The organism is Sinorhizobium glycinis (genome assembly GCF_001651865.1).
GTDB lineage: Bacteria > Pseudomonadota > Alphaproteobacteria > Rhizobiales > Rhizobiaceae > Sinorhizobium > Sinorhizobium glycinis.
Genome location: NZ_LPUX01000053.1, coordinates 23493 through 42967, shown reverse-complemented (window position 1 = coordinate 42967; position 19475 = coordinate 23493). Strand labels below are relative to the sequence as shown.

The window sequence follows — 19475 nt, the reverse complement described above, 5'->3', positions numbered from 1 at the left end:
GTTCCTCCACGATCTCAAAAGCTTGGTCGATTGATCCCGACAGGATATGGAGGGATGCCCGAGTGGTTAAAGGGGACGGACTGTAAATCCGTTGGCTCAGCCTACGTTGGTTCAAATCCAACTCCCTCCACCATTCTGCTTCAGGATCGAAGGCCCGCGGGTATAGCTCAATGGTAGAGCAGCAGCCTTCCAAGCTGAATACGCGGGTTCGATTCCCGCTACCCGCTCCAACTTTTTCAATGACTTAGCAAAATGGCGTGTCACTCGTTTCACTGCGTGTCACTTGCGTTTTTCAGCCCGGGCTTTGGCAATCTCCCGGCTCTTCTCCAGACCATCGCCGCGGCTATAGCGCCGAGTGGTCTTTGTCGTGCTGTGCGTTGCCAGATTGCTGGCGTCTTCCAATGAGCCGGTAGCCTCTACCGTCTCCGTCACAGCACCCGCCCGAGCATCCATCGACCAGACATTCGACGGAACGCCGGCCGCATCTCTCACCTTCCGGAATTTCTCCGTATAGCGATTCTCCCAATAGGGCTTGCCGGTATCCTCGTCGACAACGACGGGGCCGATGTCCGGAATGCGGAAAGCCTTCAGGGCTTCTTGAACGAGCGGCATAACCTTCAGGTCTCGGGCAACCTCCGCGCCCGTCTTGCTCGTCTTGAGCGTCAGGATCATATCCCGAGATATGTCCTTCCCCGTCAGTCCGCGCCAGCGGAACGCGCCACCTTCAGGCGGCGGGGCCCATTCCCCAATCACGTCAATACGCCTCAACGCCGATTCGAACTTCAGCGCCTCGACGAATCCAATCGACGGGCATTTCAATTCTGCACTCTGCTTCACGATCGCCAGGCATTGCTCATAGGTCATCGCGACAGTTCTTGCCGCCGGCTGCTCGAAACGCATGTCGGAGAGGATTTCGCGGGCCTGCGCGCAGCCGCCGAGGCGTTCGCCGGCCCCGTAGGAGATAATCACCCGCAGGAGCTTGATCGCGCCTGACGCCCGCCTGTGGCCTTTCTTGCGCCACTTCGCAAACCAGTCCTTGAAGTCAGATGCCCGGAGCGCGTCAATGCGCCGGCCGCCGACGTTTTTCTCGAGCACGCGCAGGCTCGGTTCGTAGTCCCGGATCCGCGTCGAATGCTTCACGGAATGAAGCGAGCTCGTCGGGTCGTGGCGATAGCAGTCGATGAGAGTTTTGATTGTGCCGTCGTATTTCGGCGGGGCGTCGAGGTTGCGCAAGTCGTCGCGCAACTGGTCTGTGAGGCGCCGGCACTCGGCGGCGATCTCCTCGTCGGAGAGACCATCGGCAAGGCGGACGGTCGTGAGATAATCCGGCGCGCCCTTCACCGCGCGCTTCGGATTCCAGTAATGGACGGTTGTCCCGTCCTTGTTCAGCCGGTACTGGTAACCCGGCCTGTCAGTCCTCATCCCAATTTTCCTTTCCATCGGGGGCGAGATTGCCCGAGGGCAGGATGCCTCCCTGTTTCGGGGCCGTGTCAACAGCCTCAGCCGGAACGGCGCTGGGGATTGCGGTAACAACCAAGGACCGGATGTCGATCTGCACCGCGAAGCCCTCTCGACGAGCCGCGCGGAAGATGCGCTCCATATCGGCCTGCCGGAAGGCTGCTCGGCTCATGGCTGTTCGCCTCGTCTGATTGCTGCGGCTATCTCATCCGCAATGAAATCCGCTGGACATCCGGAATAGAGCGCCGCCTCTTTGCCGATCACGGCACACCTCTCCCGCTCCATCGCAAGCATCGCGACCAGATGCTTCTGGATGATCTCTTTTTTGGCGGAGTCGGTGAGGCCGAGTTCGAGGGCGAGCACCTGGGTTTGGGTTGCGGCTGTGCGGGCGATGTCGTCAGTCATGCCGGTCTCCTGTTGCCAGTGCCGTCGCAGTAAAAGCACGGCTCCTCATTAATATTCCCATGACCAGCCGCAACGAATTCTATGCCGCTTCCGCAGCACTCGGGGCATTCGTCCGGCTCAATGCCAGTTCCGTTGCACGCGTAGCACTTCGCGCCCGACAGCCAGTCGCGTTCGCCGGTCCCGTCGCATTCGTCGCAGACAAGAGCCACTTTCATTCGTTGTCCTTCCTGTCTTCTGCGTTCTCTGGGAAGGGAGAGGGCGGCGCGGGCGGCGTAGTAAGCCTTGCCGGGAAGGGAGTTCTTTGGCGGCATCGCCTCGTAGTCATCCGCGATCCATGTGCGGTACATGGTCAGGATTTCATCCGATGCGATCTCCAGCGCCTTCACCAGCCGCTCTATCAGCCCATCCCGGCTGTCAACCGGGGAGGGAGAGGCGGAGAGGGCGTCATCAGGCAAATCGCGACCGTCCGCATGGGCTTCGTCCAGCATGTTGAGCACTTCGAAGCGGTCAACGATACGTTGGATCATCGCTGCGGGGTCTGGCGTATGCCGGTCAGGGTCGTGATCGGTGCAGTAACGATACTCGCCGTCACCACCGGTCAGGCGGTCGATCTCCTGAACAGCCTCCTCGTATCCGTCGCGCTTGCCGATCTCGTACATTTCCTCGTCAGCATCAGGCTTGGCATCGTTTGCCTCAACGGCGCGTCGCAGAAAATCTTGCGCCCGGTCCAGGTTCCGAAGCGCCTCATCACGCGCTTCCGTTTGTTTCATTCGGCCCACGATGATATGCGCGCTTGTAACCTGCCGCTCCAACAACTCGCTCTCTCCTTTCCCCGTTACCGCCGCTGCGGGAGGGGTGGAGAGGGCGGCCCGCCCCGCAATCGTCGCTTTGTCGTAGTCCTTGAGCATTTGCGTGAACATCTTATCGGACGCCACGGCCTTGCTCGGTTTCACCTTCAGGTCTTCGGCACGGATAATAAGGCTCGTTGTCGCGACGAGAGAGGCCAGAACGGTCTTAAGAGATTCTTCCAGCGCCTCTGCTCGGTTCCGGTGAGATATCGACACCTCACGCATCTGGTTTGCTTCGGCTTCCATCGCCCGCGCCAACTCTTCTGCCTCAGCCAATCGAGCGCCGATATGAACGGCAGACAGCATACCGTCGCGACCAGTCTCGTTGATCAACTCCTCTTCATCGGAAAGGCGTTTGATACCCGCTTTGAGGGTTGCGTTCTCCTTTTCGAGCGCCTCTATCTTCGCGTCCCTAGCGGGAGGGGTGGAGATATCGACAAGACAGGAGCGAACGCGGCGGCTCCATTCGTCGTGTGCGGCCTCCTGCGCTGCTTCGACGGTCGGGAATGTGCCGCGGCCTGGAAGGATAAACCCGTTCGACCCCTCGAAAATCCAATAGAACACATTTGTCATCGGGCTGGCGCCGTATCGGGTAGTCTTATCCCCGATGTCGTTCGTCATAGATGACGCGTACCACTCCAGAGCCTTGATCTCGGTCATACCCTTGCCTCCTGCGCAGCTCGCGCCAAATATTCTTCATGGCTAAAGTTCAAGTTGGCGACACAATCATCATTCGCGGAAAGGTGACCCGAGTTGGGGAAGACGGCCTCGTCTCCGCGCATTTTGCCGGCGTTCCCTATCCTGTCTCGCTGTACGAGGAGGACATCGAGGAAATTCAGCCGGGCAAGAAGGAACGGGAGCCGCGGAACAGGAAGCGGCCGATTTTCGACAAGCCGGACTAGCTGGCGCATTGGTCGGCCTCCAAAGCGGCGCGGGCTGCGGCTTCGGCATCGGTCGCCATAGCGAAGGCGTTAAGAACCGTGGACTGTGCGATGCATGACGGGTCGATCATTGCGGCGAGCGCCTTCTGGCACTTCTCCAATGCTGCCTTCATACGGCAGATGATCGCGTCGTCGTGCTCTTTGACGGCATCGACGGACTTATTCGCCCAGCGAACAGCATAATCGCGCTCGCGCTGCAGCCTCTCGATCTCGTCGCGCATTGCCGCGTACATGTCATCCCTGTTCCGGAACATAGACATTGAGAATTCGCTCATTCTGCTGCCCTCGTTCTATCGAAGCCACGGCTCTTGATCTTGGCTTTGGACTGAGGCCACGCCCCGGTATGTTTCAGCCAGTTGCGCTTGGCCTTGGAAATGGCCTTGATGTCGTCTGAGGTTTTCGCGCCTTCGCCCCGGTGGCAGGGCACGCACAGCACCTGGCAATTCGAGAGCGTCGAATCCTGGGTGAGGGCATACGGCACGATGTGGTCGTATTCGCCTTCGCCGACCTTCAGCACGCTCTCGCACTTTTGGCACTTGCCCCCGCAACGGAGGAAGGCTTCGGCCCGGACCTTCTTGGAGAATTCGCGGCGGCTCATTGGTCGCCTCGCAGTCTCTTGACGCGTCTAAAATCGCGCGCGTCGAGGGCATCTTCTGGGTCCCATCCTTTTGAAACTCGCTGCCGGAACGTCCCCGGCCTGACGCCAACGGCTTCGCAAAGTTCGATTGAAGATTGCCCTGGGAAGTAGTTATGTCGCGCGTTCCGGGCTTGTTGCGATGGCGTTGCCCACCTGCAGTTACCCGGTTCATATCCTCTGTCGTTGTCTACGCGGTCGACGGAGTGACGCTTCGATGGTCGCGGTCCCATATCGCGGGCGAACGTATCGAGGTCGTGCCATTCTGCGCAAACCTTGATGCCGCGTCCTCCGTACCTCGGATAATCCTTGGCATCGGGGTTCCCGCAACGGTCGAGCATGTTCTTGTGGAGGCTATAGAGCGGGTGGGAGCCGATACCCCTTGGCTTCCCCTTTGCCAAACATCCACACGATAGATACCGCCCCGCCTTTAATTCAGAGCCAGGAGCGATGAACTCGTTCCCACAATCGCATTGTGTGCGCCACGCTACCTGGTTGCGGATACGTTCTGCGGTTGGCTCAACGGCGACGAGTGCGCCAGAACGGAAGCCAGCAATATCACGCGCATTTTTATGCATTATGCCCTCCGTGGAGGTCGAAGAGCCGGACGCGCTCTTTGCGGGAGAAGGATTTCCGCGCCATCACGTCCTCCCATAGACCTTACGGATACGCTTCAGCGCGTCCCGTTGGCGGTTGTGCTCGGGCTCGACCGCAGGAGTCCGCTCGCGCGGTTTCTCGGCTTCGCGGGTGTCGGTCATCGGCTGGGAGCCCGCTGCGATTGGCGGGGCTGTGAGGGGAGTTTTCATGCCGCACCTCGCTGTCTCGGCTTCAGGTCGTCTTGGTCGCACCCGACAACCCCGGCGATGACTGCAAGACCATCCTGCGGTTCGATCGATCCCGCCACGATCTGCGCGCAGTAGCCGTAAACCGCCTCGGCCTTACCGGTGATGACGTTCGGGCAGCCTTCCGGCTTCGGATAGGACCCGATGGCGGCGAGCTTCTGCGCCTTCAGGACTGAGATGTCGCCGCGATAGTTGGTCGCTGCCCAGAGCATCCGGGCCACGTTGAACAGCCAGTCCGCATGGGAGGAGGGCGATGACGGAGAGGCGGCTTCGCCATCGCCCTCCGACGCGGGTGCGGAGTCCGCGTCATCAACCGCAGACGAGGGGACGGAGCCGTCGGCGGGATCTGATTTGTGTTCCTTGAAGACGACGCCGCGGTCGGCGCCCTCCTTCAGGATGAACTCGATGAAATTGGTCATTTCGTCCTTGGACAGGTCGGACGACGAAAGCTCGATCGGCAGGAATATCTTCAAGTCCAGGCTAGGCAAGAAGCTCACTTCCCGGCCGAAGGCATGCAGGAAGATTGCCTTCCACTGGCCCGGCTCATATCGGCGGCCGCCGTGTTCCAGCTGCTGCGAAACTTCCGTGAGAAGTGCCCAGAGAAGATCATTTTGCGGCAGGGTGCGCTTCGAGGCCTTGAACTCGACTCGGGTTCCTACCGGAGCCTTGTCAATCCAGTTCTTGGCCTTCTGGCGCTCGGCGGCGGTTTCGAGGACGAGGAGAGCACGTCCCATAGTCAGCCCCCGTTCATCGGATTGATCTGAGCCAGGCGGCGAGCCTTGATCTTGTAGGCGATGTCAAGGTTCACATCGTCGCCGTCGAAGGTGCCTTCCGGATCAAGGCCGCTCCAGATTTCTTCGACCGTCGCTTCGTCCATGGCGCCGGCAAGCGCCGTTTCAAGCTCTTCGAAGAATTCCGCCGTATCGGTCTGGCCTCCGTCCTCGACTACGGCTTCACCCTCGATTGTCTTCGGCTCTTCAGCCTTGGGCGGCTCTGGCGGCCTCGGAGGAGTCGGGGGCTCGTGGCGCTCCTGACGCGGGGTGATGTCGCGCATCTCCTCGGCGTCGGCGATCTCGCGCGCTTCGAACTCGTCGCGGATGCCGCCGAGCACATCGCCGAACAACTCGCGGAGGCAATAGCCCGCCGCGCGCCACGCAAGCATGCGCTGCGGGAATCGCCACCACGGGCTATCGTTCGGCTTCTGCTCGTTCTTCTTGTCCCACTTGTTCCACTTGGTCACGATTGCGTCCGTCTGCCAAAGGCCGGCGCGGATGGCGTCTTCCTGGGAGAATTCGACGCGCTTCTCTTCGTCGGTGTCGTTGCGCTTGGCCTCGCACCATCCGACCATCTGGCCGTCGCGCGTCTCGCAGCCGGTCCGCAGATAGGCGACCTTTCCAGACTGGCGCACAACGTTGATCAGGCCGTCGCCGTAAAGAGCGGGCTTGCCGTTGATGACGGTGAAGCTTCGCAATGCGACCATCGGCTTCAGGCCGAGCTCGGCGCCAGACATGATCGCGACTGTAACAGCGCTGATGGCCGCATCGCCCTCGAGCTTGCCGATGAGAGCGGCCGGCGCTAGGCCGCCGAGGTAGACGGCCTTGGCAACGCGGAAGGTTTCTTCGAACGTCTGCGGCACGATCGCCATGACGTGACCGCCGCCGGCAAGGGCGGGCAGGCGGGTGACTTCCTGGGTGTGAGCGTTCATCGGACGTTCGCCTTCTCTTCAGTAGTGATGCCGGGGATGTTGGTCCGGCCAGCGTCCAGCGCGCGCTGTGCGAGCTGCCGGAGCAGGGTTTGCATGTCAGGATGAGCGCTCATGTAGACGGCGAGGGCTGGCCAGTCGGTCACGTCCTTGACGACCGTCACGACCTTGACGCTTGCGGCCTTGCCGTAGGTCGGCTTGATCGGCGAAGGAGCGGTCTCCACCGGCGCAACTGTCGGCGCTGGCGCCTCCATGACCGCTACATCGGCCTGCTGCTCACGCTGAGCCTGCTCCGCAGCGAGAAGAGCCTGTTCGGCCTCACGCTGCCGCCGGCGCTCTTCCTGCAGCTTGTGCGTTTCCCACGCGCCGATCGCGTCACGGACTTGGTCAGCTCCGGCCTTCGCCTTTTTCACTAGGGGCTGCCATTTGGCATCGACTGCCTTGCCGGCTTCGAGGTGCGGCCGCTTTAGCTCGTCGCGCTTCTTGTCCGCCTCGCGGGAAAGCTCGTTGAGCCGGTTGCGCAGAGAGAGCGCCTTCGCCGCGGTCGCATCGTCGCCGATCTTTGCGTAGGCCTTCATGCCAGCGAGAGCGGCTTCGATCTGGTCTGCGATCTCATCGGCCCGATCGACTTCGCCCGAGTTGTGACCGGACGCCGCTACCTGAGCCGCGACCGTTTCGTCCTCGTCAGGGAACGGCTGGCCGTTGATGGCGCCGTCATACGCTTCCTTCGTGATCGGGTGCGTCCGGCAGAAGTTCCAGGCCTCGCCTGGATCGACTTCGCGGCCGGCGCGATAGGCAACCCACTTGCCCGTCTCATCGTCGAGCCAGATCGCGACCGGTTCCCATTTCCCGCCCTTGAAGCGAGTGCGATAAAACCCCTGCTGCGGCTCGCCCTCATGCATCGGGCCGAAATTACCCTTGAGGGCGTTCTGCCACCAGGCCCAGCGGTTAACGATCGACGCGGCGAGAGCACCAATTGATACTGCGGTCATTGTCGGATCCTTCAGAGAAAAAGCGGAAGAACGATTGCTGCGAAACAGACGACGGGCGCGAGCCAGTAGAAGCTCGGCGGGTCAGGTTCGTCCGGTGGTTCGAGGGTGATGACGCGATCGGGCGGGAGCATCATTCCGCAGCCTCCCTCTCGACGATCTCGAAGCCGAGCGCTGCCGTAAGCCGCTTGAGATCGTCCAAAACGGTTTCGGTGTGATGCCGTTTTTCGTCGGCACGGGGCGAGTAGTAGGCGACGGCGGCCGCCTGCATCATGTCGGTGCAACGGTTGGTGATCGCGGCGAGGGCGGTTGCGTCCATGGTGATCATCACAGGCTCGCCCCCTTCACCAGAGCGCGCTCGACGAGCGGCAGATAGCCGGGGAAGTCGGAATAGCGCTGGAACCGCTCGACGGTCGCACCGGGCAACCATGCGCATTCTTCAATCGCGTCCTGCTCGGTCAGGAATTCCGCGGCGTCGTCGGTCTCGCGGGTGAAGTGACCGGCTTCGGTCATCACGCGGCCCTTCGCGTCTTCAATGCGGTATCGGGTAACAAAGCTGCCCATGTTCGTGTCCCTCATCTCCGGCCCGCTGCCGGTGTGTCGATGAGGACGAATGTAACAGTTTATGCGACAGTGTCAACTGTAATGTAACATAAAATGACGCAAAAGATTTGACATCGCTCCGGCCATGTAGCAAAAGAAAAGCCCCGGCGGGACGATCCGACCGGGGCTGATGGCTTCCATGTGCTGCCGATTGTATAGCAGAACTGCTATTGAAACGCAATCGGATTGGACGCTGTCGGGCGCTGAAAAGCACAAAATCTTGGGTCTGCTCGGAGGTTCCCGCCAAGATGATGTGTTCGGAGGCGCAAAGGCAGCGGTCTTTTCCGGGCTTTGACCCCGCGCCGCCGATCGATCCGGCAAATCAAATCCCTCGCGGTACCGGTGCCAGGCTCACCGGGCGGAACGAACGGGGTTGATGGCCCGCCGGGAAAACGCGTTTGCAGCGCGCCGGGAAAACTGAAGCAGCTTATACCGTCGCCCGAAGAAAAGGGACGATGCTCGTGCCGGACAAGAAATGCGCCTGACCAGCGCGAGAAAAAGACACCCGGCGTTAGACCCAGTTAGCGGCTGGGATATCAAACCGAGCTTCAGGAGAGGTTAGTTCCACGGATGCTTGGTGCCGGCGAGACCGGCGCAGGATGGGATGTCTCTGTGTTAGAGACCATCCTAATGACTTGGTATGACGCGAGTAACGGCTCATTACCGAGATTACGCGAAAGTGATCGATCTCCGCCGCTGGTTCGGATGTGCGGTTTTGATGCGTAACCGCCTGTCCCCGGTGTGCTTTCTTAACCACTCGCGGAAGAACCCCTAAAAACCCATTGCGGAATAGCGGTGGATTGTCACGAAACTGTCATACTGGTTGAAGCGGCCCGATCCCGGTTGTTTCGAGATTAAAGCTTTTGTGACAATCCACAGATTTCTGCCTCACTAAAATATCCGTCGCGAAATACCCGCGTTGCGCTAACGTGGTCCCCGCATCCAACCGCTGGGGAGACGAAATGCTCGACATAGTGCCTGCCTGTAACCCGCCCTGCGTTCTCTCTGGAGAAGGGCGAAATGAATGACCTTGTTCCGCATATTCCGCCTGAAGCTGTCCTGTCTGATCGCTTCCGCGTCCACGCGGTCGCGGGCGATGCGATGGAACCCTCGTTCCGAGGCGGACGAGACTACGCCCTGATAGCCCCTGTAGCTAACTATGAGGGCGAGGGCGTCTATCTGATAGACGTCGGGAACGGCGTCGAGCTTTTCAGAGTAGCGAACGCCTTTGATGGCGCTGGCGGCCTCGATCTTTCCCAAGAAAGGCGCGGCGGCCGCATCCACCACCTAAGCCGCGACAGATTCGACGCTCTGGTCGTCGGGATTGTGGTCGCGGATATCCGAACACGCGACGAGCGGTTCCTAAGGGGCGGCGCTTAGGCGCCGTTCTCACTTTCTGGCGATATGTCCGCAGATCCGGCCAATTATCGTCAAGCGATCGAGCTCGACCGTGATCGTTCTCAAATGCTGATTATCCGAGATAATATCGACCTGCACCGGGTCGCTGAACATGACGCGCTGCAGCCGCTTGATCTGGGGTTCCGACGCGCCATCACTGATCGCATAGACGGTATCCGAAACGAACCGGTTCTGAGCCAGATCGACGATCACCCGGTCGCCTGGTGAATAGGTCGGGAACATCGAATCGCCGACCACTTCCATGACGATCGTGTTGTTCGGGGACGCCTTGGCCTCGTTGCGCAGGTACGCATCAGGAATGAACCACTCGGCGACCACCTCATGACCTGAGACGCTAGAGGCACTGACCGGCAGGTTGATAACCTCGCCTATAGCCCCTTCGCCGGCACCCAGCTTCACATCGATTTCAGGGATCGCGCCCTTGATCTGCGCTTGCCAGTGCTCGCGGGTGTAGCCGTATGACGGTTCGTCATCATGTGCCCCGTCGGTGTCTGGGTCGAAGCTGGACACCAACGAGCTGTGTCGGGGAGGGCGGTTGAGGATCAGCGCCTCCGCTGTGGTCCCCAGGACACCCGCCAGCACCTCCGCCCGGTCTCGCTTCAGCAGAGAGTGGTCATTTGCAAGGCGGTTAACAGTCGCGCGGGAGACACCTATGGCTTCGGCGAGCTCCTCCTGTGAGGCGATTTTTGAGGCTTTGAGGAACGGATCGAGCCAGTTTTTTGTCATGCCGATTTTATCCGCCAGAATCACGGCGGCTTCTATGCCATAAAATGTTACAGTGGCATTGACAGTGAAAGGAAAGTGTAGCAGTAATTGCTACATGACCCTTGAAGATTACATCCACGAGCACACCACTGTAACAGCTTTTGCTGCATTGCTGGGCAAGAGCCGGGCCCAAGTGCACCGGTACATGCGCGGTGAAAATCTCAGCAAGAGCGTCATCGAAGAGATTTGCCGCGCAACGGGCGGGGCGGTCGAGCCGAAGTCATTCTTCGGCACTCCGGAGGCGGCACAATGACCTCACCCTTCCAGTTCCCTCAGCGCGCGGCAGAACTGCCAGGCCATATCCTTCGGCATGCGGACCCGCGCCACGACGATCGCCTTGTGCAGTCCGTCGCCGTTCATGGTCAGGGCGGCGAAGGTTATCCGGACGACGCCGTTGATCTCCTCGAGCTCGGTGACGAGGTCGGCGAAGACGATGGGAGCGCCGTGATCGAAGATGATCGCAACGCCTTCTGGCCCCTCCTTGTAGCGAATTTTCCCGCCAGTGATCGTCATGTCAGTCCCCGTGATTGGCGCGGCCATCGCCGAGTGATCGACGCGATGAACCATCGGGCGGAGGAGGCGCGCAGATGCCGCTGATGTTTTTGCTGTGGCCGGTCTTCTGGTCGTTCCCGGTGATCGCGATGCAGATCGCCGTCGACGAAACACTCGAGAGGCTGTGATGGGCTGGGTCTTCGATATCGCCAGCGCACCGCGCGACCGTGCCGTCATCCTCGAAACCAAGTGCGGCAAGGTCACCAAGACCTATTGGATCGAGAAGGAGGGTCGCTGGGCGGGGTTCGCTAAGGGCGAGGAACCAATCGCCTGGCAGCCGTGGCCGACGCCTTCGCGCCGCCGTGCCGGTCTCGGTCAGCATGACGTCAATCTCCCGATCATCGAAGACGTTGGAGGCATGTGATGACATTTGAGGAATACCTGATTGCGTGCGGCATTGTTGCCGGCATCCCGTTGATGGTCGTCGCGGCCTATAAGGTCGGCCGCTACATCGCCCTGCATGATGAGCCTCTCCCTGAATACGACTGGGACGGCCTGCAGGCTGAAATGGACGAGGAGTTTGCGCCTCTGTCCCGCGCTCACCGCGAAGAGATCGCTGCGAGGCTTCAGTGATGGGCAATCGCCCTCAGCCGCTTCCGGCTCTCACCCTATTCCGCAATGGCCACGACACGGCGGCCATTGCATCCATTTTGAAAATTTCCGAGGCCGAGGCGCTCAAGCAACTGTCCAGGGAGCGGAGCGCTCATCTCGGTCTTTCAAATCCTTATGCAACCAATTCTCGTCCCGCGGTTGCGGGTAGTGCACCTCGGCAAGTTCGCCGGGTTGCCTATGCGGGGCGGGGGTAACTCCTTTCCATGTCCGCCTCCTGATCTGAGAAAAAAATATCAGGAGAACCGAACGTGGACCGGAAATTCTCAGACCGAATTTTGACAAGCGCAAAAACAAAAGAAGAGGCGAAAACAATGGGTAGCGTAGCGTTATCGCCAGACATGGCGAGTTCCTATGCAAAGCAAATGGTCGAACTGGAGAGCCGGGGGAACGGCGACCAGATGAACGCCCTTGAGCGGGTTGGTCGCAATGTCGGCATGACGGCGCGCTCGCTCCGCAGGCTTATCAACGGGGAAACGGACCCCTCGGTCTCGCTCTTGGTCCGGATCCACAAAGCGTATCTCGATCTGTGCGCCAGGAAGGCGGAATCACTGATGCAAAAGATCGAGGCCGAGAAAGCGAGGTTCGGGAGTGAACATTTTGAAGATCTTAGCGCTGAGCTTCAGGCTCTTCGCGCGAAAATTGATGCTCGAAGGGAAGGGGTCAAAAACTGACCGCCGGAAGCATCTGAAGCCAAGGAAAGGATAGGGTGAATGGCATACGCACAATCGACGCTCGGTTATTCCGGGGAAGCGGAACCTACAAGGCTCCCTAACAATCTGCAGATCGCCTCCGAGGCGCTGGAAGGCGCTAAGTCTCTGTCGCTCCGCGTGCAGGCTTATGTCAGCCGCCTTTGTGGGGACGTTCCAGTGAACGCGTCAACCGGGAAGCAGGCACCACAGGTGGAAGGCCTCTTCGGCGCTCTTGGTTCCGCCAGCCGCGATGCTTGCTCCTACATCCGCGATGCTCACGACGCCCTCGACCGTCTTGAAAGGGAGCTGCCATGAGCCTCGTAAACGACACCGCCAAGGCAGAACGCGAGCGCCGTGTAACGCTCAGCTATTACCACCGCACCGATCGGGAGATCGATGCGCAAGCCCGTCTTCTTGCCGAAAAGAAGAAGACGAACCGCCTCAATGCTAAGGCAGCCGGAATTCCATCGTCGCAGCTTGACCACCTGCTCAAGTCGTTCAGGGCAGATGACCAGCAGAAGCCTGTCGATAAGCTGAAACGCGACATGGAGAACCTCGCTTATCTGGGCCTCATCCCCGACCAGAATATCAAGGGTGATCTCTTCACGCGCGTCGACCGCGTCAACCAAGAGCAGATGATCCAAGCCAAGGGCTTCTATGCCGGGCTGAATAATTCCGACCGGGTTTCCGGATACGACGCCGGCAGCGTCGACGACAAGCTGTGGCTGGAATCCTACGACGCCGGGAAAGCTGAATACGACACCGAGATCCCCGACATCCTGGCGCGCATCAATGCAGCAGCCACGAACGAAGAGCCGCCTGCATCAGGCGAAGACCCGTTCTCCGATTCCGAAGATTAACCGCTCCTCCCAGGCCGCTCCTCCCTCCCAAGACGGCGGCCCACCTACGGCGCGCGAATGCGCCGCTCTTCTTTCCGAAGGCAGGCCATGATGAACGTCATCCCCCAGGTTCAAAGCTACACATGCCCTTGCTGCAACGGCTACATCGGCGAGGCCGCTCCAATCGATATGGTGTTGGAGCGAGTGCCGCGCGGGCAGCAGAAAGCTATCCTTGAGCTTTTCGCCAAGCGCATCGGCCGCACGGTTGCAAAAGCAGCCCTGATTTCGTCGCTGTTCGATGCCCGGCCCGATGGCGGCCCCGATCTCGCCGACAACCTCATCAACGTTCAAGTCTCCCGGTTGAGGAAGGTGGTCGAGCGTCACGGCTGGTCCATCGTCACGACCGGCGGCGGACGCGGTTCCGAGACCTTCTACCGGCTCATTCCTACGGAGGCCGGCGCATGAAGGTGTTCGGCTTCGATCCCTCGAAATCCTCTGGCTGGGCCTTCTGGAATACAGAGCGCGATCATTCCTCAATCGCATGCGGCGTCCTCGAAATGCCGAAGGGCGCGGATCATTATTACACCGGCGACCAGATCGGCCTGAAGGTCACGGCCTTGATCCGCCAGCACGGCAAGCCGGACTTTGCCGTCCTCGAAGAGCAGAGCCTCGCCAAGATCGGCAATACCTCGGCCGATGCGATGATCTATCCTTGGCTGGCTACTGCGGCGATTGTCTCCACCCTCGCGAATTTCGGCATCCCTTACGGGACCATCCCGGCCGTCTCCTGGCGTGTCTCCTTCTTCGGGAAGGGCTTCAAGCCTCCGCTCGACAACAAGGGCAAGAAGGATTGGAAATCGGCCGCCGTCGCCGAATGCGAGCGGATGGGCATCGTTCTCCCCCCTCAGAAGGCCATCAGCCACAACGCCGCCGAGGCCTGCGCTCTGGCCGTCTGCTGGCGCCATTCCAAACTACACGCGCGCCGGTATGAGCCGGCATTCATGCAATTGCTGCAGCAGCGCAATACGCGCGCCGGCGGTGATCTGTTCGGAGGGGCGGCAGCATGACGGTCACCGCATCGAAATACGCTCGAGCCGAAAACGACCTTTATCAGACAGAACCATGGGTTACAGAGGCATTGATCCGGAATTTCCCGATCGATGGGATGTCGGTCTGGGAACCGGCCGCCGGTAACCATCTCATGGCTGATGTCCTCTGCGAGGCTGGTGCTCGCGTTACCACGTCCGATATCGCGGTTTATGGCCGTCGTCATGATCACGTTCTCGATTTCCTCAACTTCAAACCGACCGCCGCTCTGTTTTGCCCGGACGGGATCATAACCAACCCTCCCTACGGGAAAGGCAACAGGGACGCGGTGAAGTTCGCAGAACGTGCGCTGCTATTCTGTCCCGGGCTGGTCGCTCTGCTCCTGACTGCCAAGTTCGATTTCGGCAGCACCCGCCAGCACCTGTTTCAGAACAACCCGCGCTTCGCTGCCAAGATTGCCCTGACCGACAGGATCAGTTGGACGCTCGACGGCGTCACCGGGACGGAAGATCACGCCTGGTACGTCTGGACCGAGAAGCCCCGCCTGCCGCGCGCGCCGGTCATCCTCTACGCCGGGAGGCAGGCATGAACGCCCACGCCTACCAACTCACAGCAGAAGAGCGCGCCATGCACGGCGAGAGGCAGACGCGCGAACTGCCGAGCAACATGGACGCGGAGCAGGCTTTGCTCGGCGCCGTCATGGTCAACAACGCGGCTTATGACGTCCTGCCCCCCGGCTTCGAGGCCCGTCACTTTTACGAAAAGCTCCACGTCGAAATCTGGGAAGCCATCACCGACATGCGCAAGGCGGGCAGGGCGGTAAACCCTGTCACCATCAAGGCGCTGATCCCGTCCGGCATGGTCGGCGACAAGACGACGGCCCAATATCTCGCCCATCTGGCCGTCAATGCGGTCAACGTGATCGGTGCTCCCGATTACGCCAGGGCAATCATGGACTGCGCCGCCCGTCGCGCATGCATCACACTCGGGGAGCGGTTGGACGAGGCGGCCTATTCCAGAGACATCGACATCATGGACGAGGTCGATGCGCTCCGTGTCCGCTTCGATGAAGTTGTAAGGGCTCTGAATGGCGAGCAGAGGGCGAAGACGCTGGCCGATGCTGCCAAGCGGGCCTTGGCCTCCACAGCAGACGCCTACCAAGGCAAGGGCATTGCCGGCGTCGACTACGGCCTCGCATGGCTCATGAACATGATCGGCCCATTCCTCCCGGGCCAGTTGATCATTGTTGGCGGTGCCACCAAGCAGGGCAAGTCCACCCTTATCGAACAGATCATTGCCGGCGCCGCCATCAACGGCCATGCGGCATGGGTGAATTCCGGCGAGATGAAGGACGAGGAACTGGCGCATAGGGCGCTGTCCCGTCTGACCGATATCCAGGCATGGCGGCAGATCCGCGGCAAGGTCTCCGACCAGGAATATGAAACCCTCGAGATGGCTCGTCGCAATGCCGAGACGTGGCAGGACAGGGTTTATATCCGCGACGATTCCATGTCGCTCCGTCAGATCAAGCGTGAAATTGCCGACTTCTCCAAGCGCCACCCCGGCGGCATGGCCGTAGTCGACCATATCGGCCTCGTGGAGCGCGAAGCGGGGCAAACCCGCATGAGTGACGCGGAATTCGCGCCGCTCGTCACGCGGTCTCTGAAGATGGCTGCAGGGGAATGCAATCTGCCGATCGTCGCGGCGGCCCAGCTCAAGAAAAACACCTTCGAGATCACAGACCGGAACATCACCCGCAAGACCTATCTGGCCGCGATCAGCCGCCGGCCGAAATACGGCGACATCTTCGGCTCCTGCGAGAAGGACGCCAATCAGGTGATCATTCCCTTCCGGGCCGAAACCATCCTGACCGAGCTCGAGCCGGCCGAAGTCTCCGATCTCCATCCGATCTGGGAAGAGGTCATGTCGACCGTGAAGGACAAGGCGGAAATCGTGCTTGCGCTGTCCCGCCATACGAGATGGCCGCAGCGCAAAGAGGTCGGGTGGGACGGCCCGCGGACGATGTTCACCGACCTGCAGCAGACCAATCAGGGGAGAATGCTGTGAATGTGGCTGTATGTCCCGAACACATCAACATCCTCTCCATCTGCACCGGAGGAGCCGGCCTCGATCTCGGCTTCGAACTGGCAGTTCAAGGCGCTCGAACAGTGTGCATGGTCGAGAGGGAAGCCTTCGCGGTCGCGCAACTGGTATCAGCTATGGAAGCGGGCCTCCTGGCTCCAGCACCTATTTGGAGCGATGCCCGATCCTTCGACGGCCGCGCATGGCGTGGCGCAGTGGACGGCCTCATTGGCGGCATCCCGTGCCAGCCTCACAGCCTTGCCGGAAAGCGCCTCGGGGAAGAAGACGAGCGTGACCTTTGGTCCGACGCCCGCCGCATCATCGTCCAGTCGGGCGCCTGGTTCGTCCTCATCGAGAACGTCCGTGGGATGCTGTCTTCGGGCGGTGCGGAACGTGTCTGGCGAGACCTTCACCGCCTGGGCTTCCAGACTGAGGGAGGATTGTTCACGGCGGCAGAAGTCGGTGCAAGCCACGAAAGAGAGCGGTTTTTCATCCTCGCAGTGGCCGACCGCGTCGGCGGGGGACGGAACCAAGGGCGCAGACCTGACTCGCAGAGACACCGGCTCGCCCAACTCCACGCTGCCGATGGCGGTGGCTACCTTTCAGGCGTCGACCTGGGCGACACCGACCGCCAGCGACAGCGGGGAGAAGGTTACCGAAGCGTCGAAGCAAGGACGTTGCCTGCTGCGAGAGGCTGCGCTCTGGTCAACGCCGAGAGCATCGGACGGGGAGAAGGGCGGGCCGAACCAGAGTTTCGGAGCGGGCGGGGTCCCTCTGCCGGCGCAAGCCCAGCAATGGGCAACACCCAGGGTATCATCGGAGAGGACATCATCGATCGCGATGGACCGACCAGACAGCATGTCATCGCTCTCGATCGCGCAACAGGCCGAAATGGTGATGGGGGAAGTGCCTCGCGAAATCTATCTCGTGAGCGAGGCGACACAGCGGCGCCTTGGCTTCGACCCGTCTTCCCTCCCGGTCCTGCCGACAGAGACGGGTGGAGAGCCGTCCTCGAAAGAGCGCCGGAGCTTGAACCCGCTTTTCGTCGAATGGCTGATGGGCTGGCCTCCCGGCTGGACATTGCTCGCGTGGACCGACTTCGCATGCTCGGCAACGGAGTTGTCCCGCTTCAAGCAGCGTATGCGATCCGCACTCTTGCAACTCGGCTTGCCGCGCGAGGCTCCGCCGGCGCAGCTCGCCTTGTTCGGTTGATGGAGGTCGCCGCATGAACGAGTTCGCCGGCTTTACCAAGGCAGTGCCAGGCGGGTTTTGGGCGATGCTCCGGTTTGCCCGGGATAGCCACCCGAAGCCCGTCCTGACCGAAGGCGAGAAGCCCCACGTCTTCCCGACCGAGCTCGACGCCCTCCGCGCCATCAACCGCCATCTGCTCTCCTATTTCAACGGCGACTACCGACGCGATGGCGTGAGGTGCGAGGCGGCAAAGGCAGCAGCCGAGAGGCTCTTCAGGAACGGGCGCGAGATCGCCGTCGAGAGGAGGTCGGCATGATCTACCAGCCCCTCGAAGCCGAGACATTCACCAGCGCCGCCGATATGACGAAGGCCTATGCAGCCCGACGCGCAAGGCTCATGGGACCTGCAATAAGCGAGCCGCGCATCCGGGCCGTGTTGCCGCCCACGCCGCAAGTAACGCGCGCTGAGCGCCCTCTGTGGCAAAGGGAGCCGGTGCAATTCGATTCCCATCTGTCAGCATGGCGCGAGCACAAGTTTAAGAAGGTCGCAAACCGGGCAAAGCGCCATGTGCAGCGGCGCGCCGAGAGCCTCGGTTACTCGCTCGGCGACATCATCGGGCCGAGTCGCGTTCGTACGGTGACGGCCGCTCGGCAGCTCCTCATGTGGGAGGTTTGGGCCTACTTCGGAAAGTCCTATCCAGAGATCGGGCGCATGTTCGGCGGGCGCGATCACACGACCGTCCTTCATGCAGTCAAGAAAATCGAAGCGCAGAAGGCGAAGGCCGCATGACCAAAGCCGGGGCCCGTCGCTGCGACATCTACAAGGTTGCCCGTCAGTGCGGCGTGATCCTGCGCGACGGTCACTTGCACAGCCCGACCAGCCGGAAGGCCTTCGAGTGCTATTGCAAGCCGACGGTGCGCGACATCGGCCGGGAGCATGGCGAGGATCATCTAAAGCTTGTTCTCATGCTGATGACCGGAACCCGGGCGAATGCAGCCGAGCTCTATGCCGACATGATCACCGCGGTTTCCCATCTGCTCGAGCGCAATCCGGATCTCGCCCGCCGGCCGACGTTGACTCAGGACTTCGACGCGATCGACCTCGGCAGCCTCCGGCGCAAGGCAAAGGCCATGCGGCTCGGCATTGAGACATGGAAGGTTCTCGTCGTGCTGCTTAGCACCAAGTTCTTCACCCCCATCCAAGGCGATCTATTGGACATGATAGGAGAGGCGGCATGAAATACGAGGCATGGACGTGGAAGGCCGTCGAGGGCAGGATACTGGAGATGGCCGACACGCTGCGCATCTCTCCATCGGTCAAGGGGCCGAAGATGTTCGGCAACGCCATGCCGGAGCCGGTCAGGCGCTATGATGAGGCCTACGGGTTCCATGCAGCCCGATATCAGGAAAGCGCGTCAGCCGCCTCCCTGAGCCGAATGCAGCAGGCATGGCAATGGATCAATGCGCTCCCGAGCGAAGCAGACCGCAAGCTTATCTATGCCTGGTCGTGGGTGAAGGTGCGAAAAGGGATGAAACTTTCCCGATTTGCAGCAGAAAACGACATGAACGACCGAATGTTGCGGCGGGAGATCACCCGTATTTGTCAACAAATTGCGAACAATCTCAACCAGATTATGCTTGTTCGGCTGAACAATGACGATTGCAGCCTGTCCGAAAATCAGCCAGATATCACATCAACAACGGTATCGTCCGAAAAGTGCGCCACACACTGGATCGCACCGGACGGAAAGCCGCAAGTTGACCCTGCACTGGCGAAATCCAGAGTAATCAAACCCCGAGAGATTCGGGCGCGGCATATCGCCTGACAATTCATCCCGCTATCCAAAAGGGTAGCGCC

General features: G+C 60.7%; 32 protein-coding genes and 2 tRNA genes. 19 read left to right on the top strand and 15 right to left on the bottom strand.

The window, feature by feature from the left end; genetic code table 11:
• Positions 1-48 precede the first annotated feature (48 nt).
• Positions 49-133, top strand: a tRNA-Tyr gene (locus tag AU381_RS05135).
• Between the two features lie 23 nt (positions 134-156).
• Positions 157-230 (top strand) — tRNA-Gly (locus AU381_RS05130).
• Positions 231-279: 49 nt separating this feature from the next.
• On the opposite strand, the gene AU381_RS05125 is transcribed toward AU381_RS05130, so the two are convergent.
• Genes AU381_RS05125 through AU381_RS05110 form a run of 4 tightly spaced genes read right to left on the bottom strand, consistent with a single transcriptional unit; the run spans position 280 to position 3371 of the window.
• Complete coding sequence (locus AU381_RS05125) at positions 280-1422, bottom strand: site-specific integrase (RefSeq protein ID WP_064240712.1); 1143 nt, start codon at positions 1420-1422, stop codon at positions 280-282.
• Complete coding sequence (locus AU381_RS05120; RefSeq protein ID WP_156528547.1) at positions 1412-1600, bottom strand: hypothetical protein; 189 nt, start codon at positions 1598-1600, stop codon at positions 1412-1414. The genes AU381_RS05125 and AU381_RS05120 overlap by 11 nt, the downstream gene beginning before the upstream one ends.
• A gap of 26 nt (positions 1601-1626) precedes the next feature.
• Positions 1627-1863, bottom strand: a complete 237-nt coding sequence (locus tag AU381_RS05115; RefSeq protein WP_064240710.1) for a hypothetical protein — start codon at positions 1861-1863, stop codon at positions 1627-1629.
• Positions 1860-3371, bottom strand: a complete 1512-nt coding sequence (locus AU381_RS05110; RefSeq protein WP_064240709.1) for a DnaJ-like cysteine-rich domain-containing protein — start codon at positions 3369-3371, stop codon at positions 1860-1862. Before AU381_RS05110 ends, AU381_RS05115 begins: the two co-directional genes overlap by 4 nt.
• Positions 3372-3409: 38 nt before the next feature.
• On the opposite strand from AU381_RS05110, the gene AU381_RS29510 reads away from it, so the two are divergent.
• Positions 3410-3613, top strand: coding sequence for a hypothetical protein (locus AU381_RS29510; RefSeq protein ID WP_156528546.1), 204 nt, complete (start codon positions 3410-3412; stop codon positions 3611-3613).
• Here the strand turns inward: AU381_RS29510 and AU381_RS05105 are convergent.
• The 9 genes from AU381_RS05105 to AU381_RS05075 form a co-directional block, all read right to left on the bottom strand.
• Positions 3610-3873, bottom strand: coding sequence for a hypothetical protein (locus tag AU381_RS05105; RefSeq protein WP_156528545.1), 264 nt, complete (start codon positions 3871-3873; stop codon positions 3610-3612). The genes AU381_RS29510 and AU381_RS05105 overlap by 4 nt on opposite strands.
• A 50-nt stretch (positions 3874-3923) precedes the next feature.
• Positions 3924-4250 (bottom strand): HNH endonuclease, encoded by a 327-nt coding sequence (locus AU381_RS05100; protein ID WP_064240707.1) that lies wholly within the window; start codon positions 4248-4250, stop codon positions 3924-3926.
• 677 nt (positions 4251-4927) lie between these two features.
• Positions 4928-5092 carry a hypothetical protein gene (locus tag AU381_RS29505; protein WP_156528544.1) on the bottom strand — a complete coding sequence of 55 codons (165 nt, stop codon included), beginning with the start codon at positions 5090-5092 and terminating at the stop codon, positions 4928-4930.
• Complete coding sequence (locus tag AU381_RS05095; RefSeq protein ID WP_064240706.1) at positions 5089-5862, bottom strand: recombination protein NinB; 774 nt, start codon at positions 5860-5862, stop codon at positions 5089-5091. The genes AU381_RS29505 and AU381_RS05095 overlap by 4 nt, the downstream gene beginning before the upstream one ends.
• A 2-nt stretch (positions 5863-5864) precedes the next feature.
• Positions 5865-6833, bottom strand: a complete 969-nt coding sequence (locus tag AU381_RS05090; protein WP_064240705.1) for a recombinase family protein — start codon at positions 6831-6833, stop codon at positions 5865-5867.
• Positions 6830-7822, bottom strand: a complete 993-nt coding sequence (locus AU381_RS05085; protein ID WP_064240704.1) for a hypothetical protein — start codon at positions 7820-7822, stop codon at positions 6830-6832. Before AU381_RS05085 ends, AU381_RS05090 begins: the two co-directional genes overlap by 4 nt.
• An 11-nt stretch (positions 7823-7833) precedes the next feature.
• The gene (locus AU381_RS31015; RefSeq protein ID WP_280137774.1) at positions 7834-7956 is read right to left on the bottom strand and encodes a hypothetical protein; all 123 of its coding nucleotides are present in this window, start codon (positions 7954-7956) and stop codon (positions 7834-7836) included.
• On the bottom strand, positions 7953-8147 hold the full coding sequence (locus tag AU381_RS05080) for a hypothetical protein (RefSeq protein ID WP_064240703.1): 195 nt from the start codon (positions 8145-8147) through the stop codon (positions 7953-7955). The genes AU381_RS31015 and AU381_RS05080 overlap by 4 nt, the downstream gene beginning before the upstream one ends.
• Entirely contained in the window at positions 8147-8383 is a 237-nt protein-coding gene (locus tag AU381_RS05075) for a hypothetical protein (protein ID WP_064240702.1), read from the bottom strand. Before AU381_RS05075 ends, AU381_RS05080 begins: the two co-directional genes overlap by 1 nt.
• Before the next feature lie 1059 nt (positions 8384-9442).
• On the opposite strand from AU381_RS05075, the gene AU381_RS05070 reads away from it, so the two are divergent.
• On the top strand, positions 9443-9802 hold the full coding sequence (locus tag AU381_RS05070; RefSeq protein ID WP_064240701.1) for a hypothetical protein: 360 nt from the start codon (positions 9443-9445) through the stop codon (positions 9800-9802).
• 9 nt (positions 9803-9811) lie between these two features.
• On the opposite strand, the gene AU381_RS05065 is transcribed toward AU381_RS05070, so the two are convergent.
• Positions 9812-10567 (bottom strand): LexA family transcriptional regulator, encoded by a 756-nt coding sequence (locus AU381_RS05065; RefSeq protein ID WP_064241815.1) that lies wholly within the window; start codon positions 10565-10567, stop codon positions 9812-9814.
• Between the two features lie 94 nt (positions 10568-10661).
• Between AU381_RS05065 and AU381_RS05060 the strand changes: the two genes are divergently transcribed.
• Positions 10662-10859 (top strand): helix-turn-helix domain-containing protein, encoded by a 198-nt coding sequence (locus tag AU381_RS05060; RefSeq protein ID WP_064240700.1) that lies wholly within the window; start codon positions 10662-10664, stop codon positions 10857-10859.
• 2 nt (positions 10860-10861) lie between these two features.
• Here AU381_RS05060 and AU381_RS05055 read toward each other — a convergent pair whose 3' ends face one another.
• Positions 10862-11119, bottom strand: coding sequence for a hypothetical protein (locus AU381_RS05055; RefSeq protein ID WP_064241814.1), 258 nt, complete (start codon positions 11117-11119; stop codon positions 10862-10864).
• A gap of 166 nt (positions 11120-11285) precedes the next feature.
• Between AU381_RS05055 and AU381_RS05050 the strand changes: the two genes are divergently transcribed.
• From AU381_RS05050 to AU381_RS04975, 14 genes are all read left to right on the top strand, one after another.
• Complete coding sequence (locus tag AU381_RS05050) at positions 11286-11522, top strand: hypothetical protein (protein WP_064240699.1); 237 nt, start codon at positions 11286-11288, stop codon at positions 11520-11522.
• Positions 11522-11731, top strand: a complete 210-nt coding sequence (locus tag AU381_RS05045) for a hypothetical protein (RefSeq protein ID WP_064240698.1) — start codon at positions 11522-11524, stop codon at positions 11729-11731. Before AU381_RS05050 ends, AU381_RS05045 begins: the two co-directional genes overlap by 1 nt.
• Positions 11732-12018: 287 nt before the next feature.
• On the top strand, positions 12019-12441 hold the full coding sequence (locus AU381_RS05040; protein ID WP_156528543.1) for a hypothetical protein: 423 nt from the start codon (positions 12019-12021) through the stop codon (positions 12439-12441).
• Between the two features lie 39 nt (positions 12442-12480).
• Entirely contained in the window at positions 12481-12774 is a 294-nt protein-coding gene (locus AU381_RS05035) for a hypothetical protein (protein ID WP_064240696.1), read from the top strand.
• Positions 12771-13319 carry a hypothetical protein gene (locus AU381_RS05030; protein WP_064240695.1) on the top strand — a complete coding sequence of 183 codons (549 nt, stop codon included), beginning with the start codon at positions 12771-12773 and terminating at the stop codon, positions 13317-13319. The genes AU381_RS05035 and AU381_RS05030 overlap by 4 nt, the downstream gene beginning before the upstream one ends.
• A gap of 87 nt (positions 13320-13406) precedes the next feature.
• Positions 13407-13763: a winged helix-turn-helix domain-containing protein gene (locus tag AU381_RS05025; RefSeq protein ID WP_064240694.1), complete on the top strand. Its 357-nt coding sequence runs from the start codon at positions 13407-13409 to the stop codon at positions 13761-13763.
• Positions 13760-14365, top strand: a complete 606-nt coding sequence (locus AU381_RS05020) for a hypothetical protein (protein ID WP_064240693.1) — start codon at positions 13760-13762, stop codon at positions 14363-14365. Before AU381_RS05025 ends, AU381_RS05020 begins: the two co-directional genes overlap by 4 nt.
• Positions 14362-14934 (top strand): hypothetical protein, encoded by a 573-nt coding sequence (locus tag AU381_RS05015; protein ID WP_064240692.1) that lies wholly within the window; start codon positions 14362-14364, stop codon positions 14932-14934. Before AU381_RS05020 ends, AU381_RS05015 begins: the two co-directional genes overlap by 4 nt.
• Positions 14931-16412 carry a DnaB-like helicase C-terminal domain-containing protein gene (locus AU381_RS05010; RefSeq protein ID WP_064240691.1) on the top strand — a complete coding sequence of 494 codons (1482 nt, stop codon included), beginning with the start codon at positions 14931-14933 and terminating at the stop codon, positions 16410-16412. Before AU381_RS05015 ends, AU381_RS05010 begins: the two co-directional genes overlap by 4 nt.
• Positions 16325-17656 carry a DNA cytosine methyltransferase gene (locus tag AU381_RS31195; protein ID WP_082909665.1) on the top strand — a complete coding sequence of 444 codons (1332 nt, stop codon included), beginning with the start codon at positions 16325-16327 and terminating at the stop codon, positions 17654-17656. The genes AU381_RS05010 and AU381_RS31195 overlap by 88 nt, the downstream gene beginning before the upstream one ends.
• Positions 17653-17934, top strand: a complete 282-nt coding sequence (locus tag AU381_RS04990) for a hypothetical protein (RefSeq protein ID WP_064240687.1) — start codon at positions 17653-17655, stop codon at positions 17932-17934. The genes AU381_RS31195 and AU381_RS04990 overlap by 4 nt, the downstream gene beginning before the upstream one ends.
• Positions 17931-18407 carry a helix-turn-helix domain-containing protein gene (locus tag AU381_RS30440; RefSeq protein WP_064240686.1) on the top strand — a complete coding sequence of 159 codons (477 nt, stop codon included), beginning with the start codon at positions 17931-17933 and terminating at the stop codon, positions 18405-18407. The genes AU381_RS04990 and AU381_RS30440 overlap by 4 nt, the downstream gene beginning before the upstream one ends.
• On the top strand, positions 18404-18856 hold the full coding sequence (locus AU381_RS04980; protein ID WP_064240685.1) for a hypothetical protein: 453 nt from the start codon (positions 18404-18406) through the stop codon (positions 18854-18856). The genes AU381_RS30440 and AU381_RS04980 overlap by 4 nt, the downstream gene beginning before the upstream one ends.
• Positions 18853-19443: a DUF6362 family protein gene (locus AU381_RS04975; protein WP_064240684.1), complete on the top strand. Its 591-nt coding sequence runs from the start codon at positions 18853-18855 to the stop codon at positions 19441-19443. Before AU381_RS04980 ends, AU381_RS04975 begins: the two co-directional genes overlap by 4 nt.
• Positions 19444-19475 lie beyond the last annotated feature (32 nt).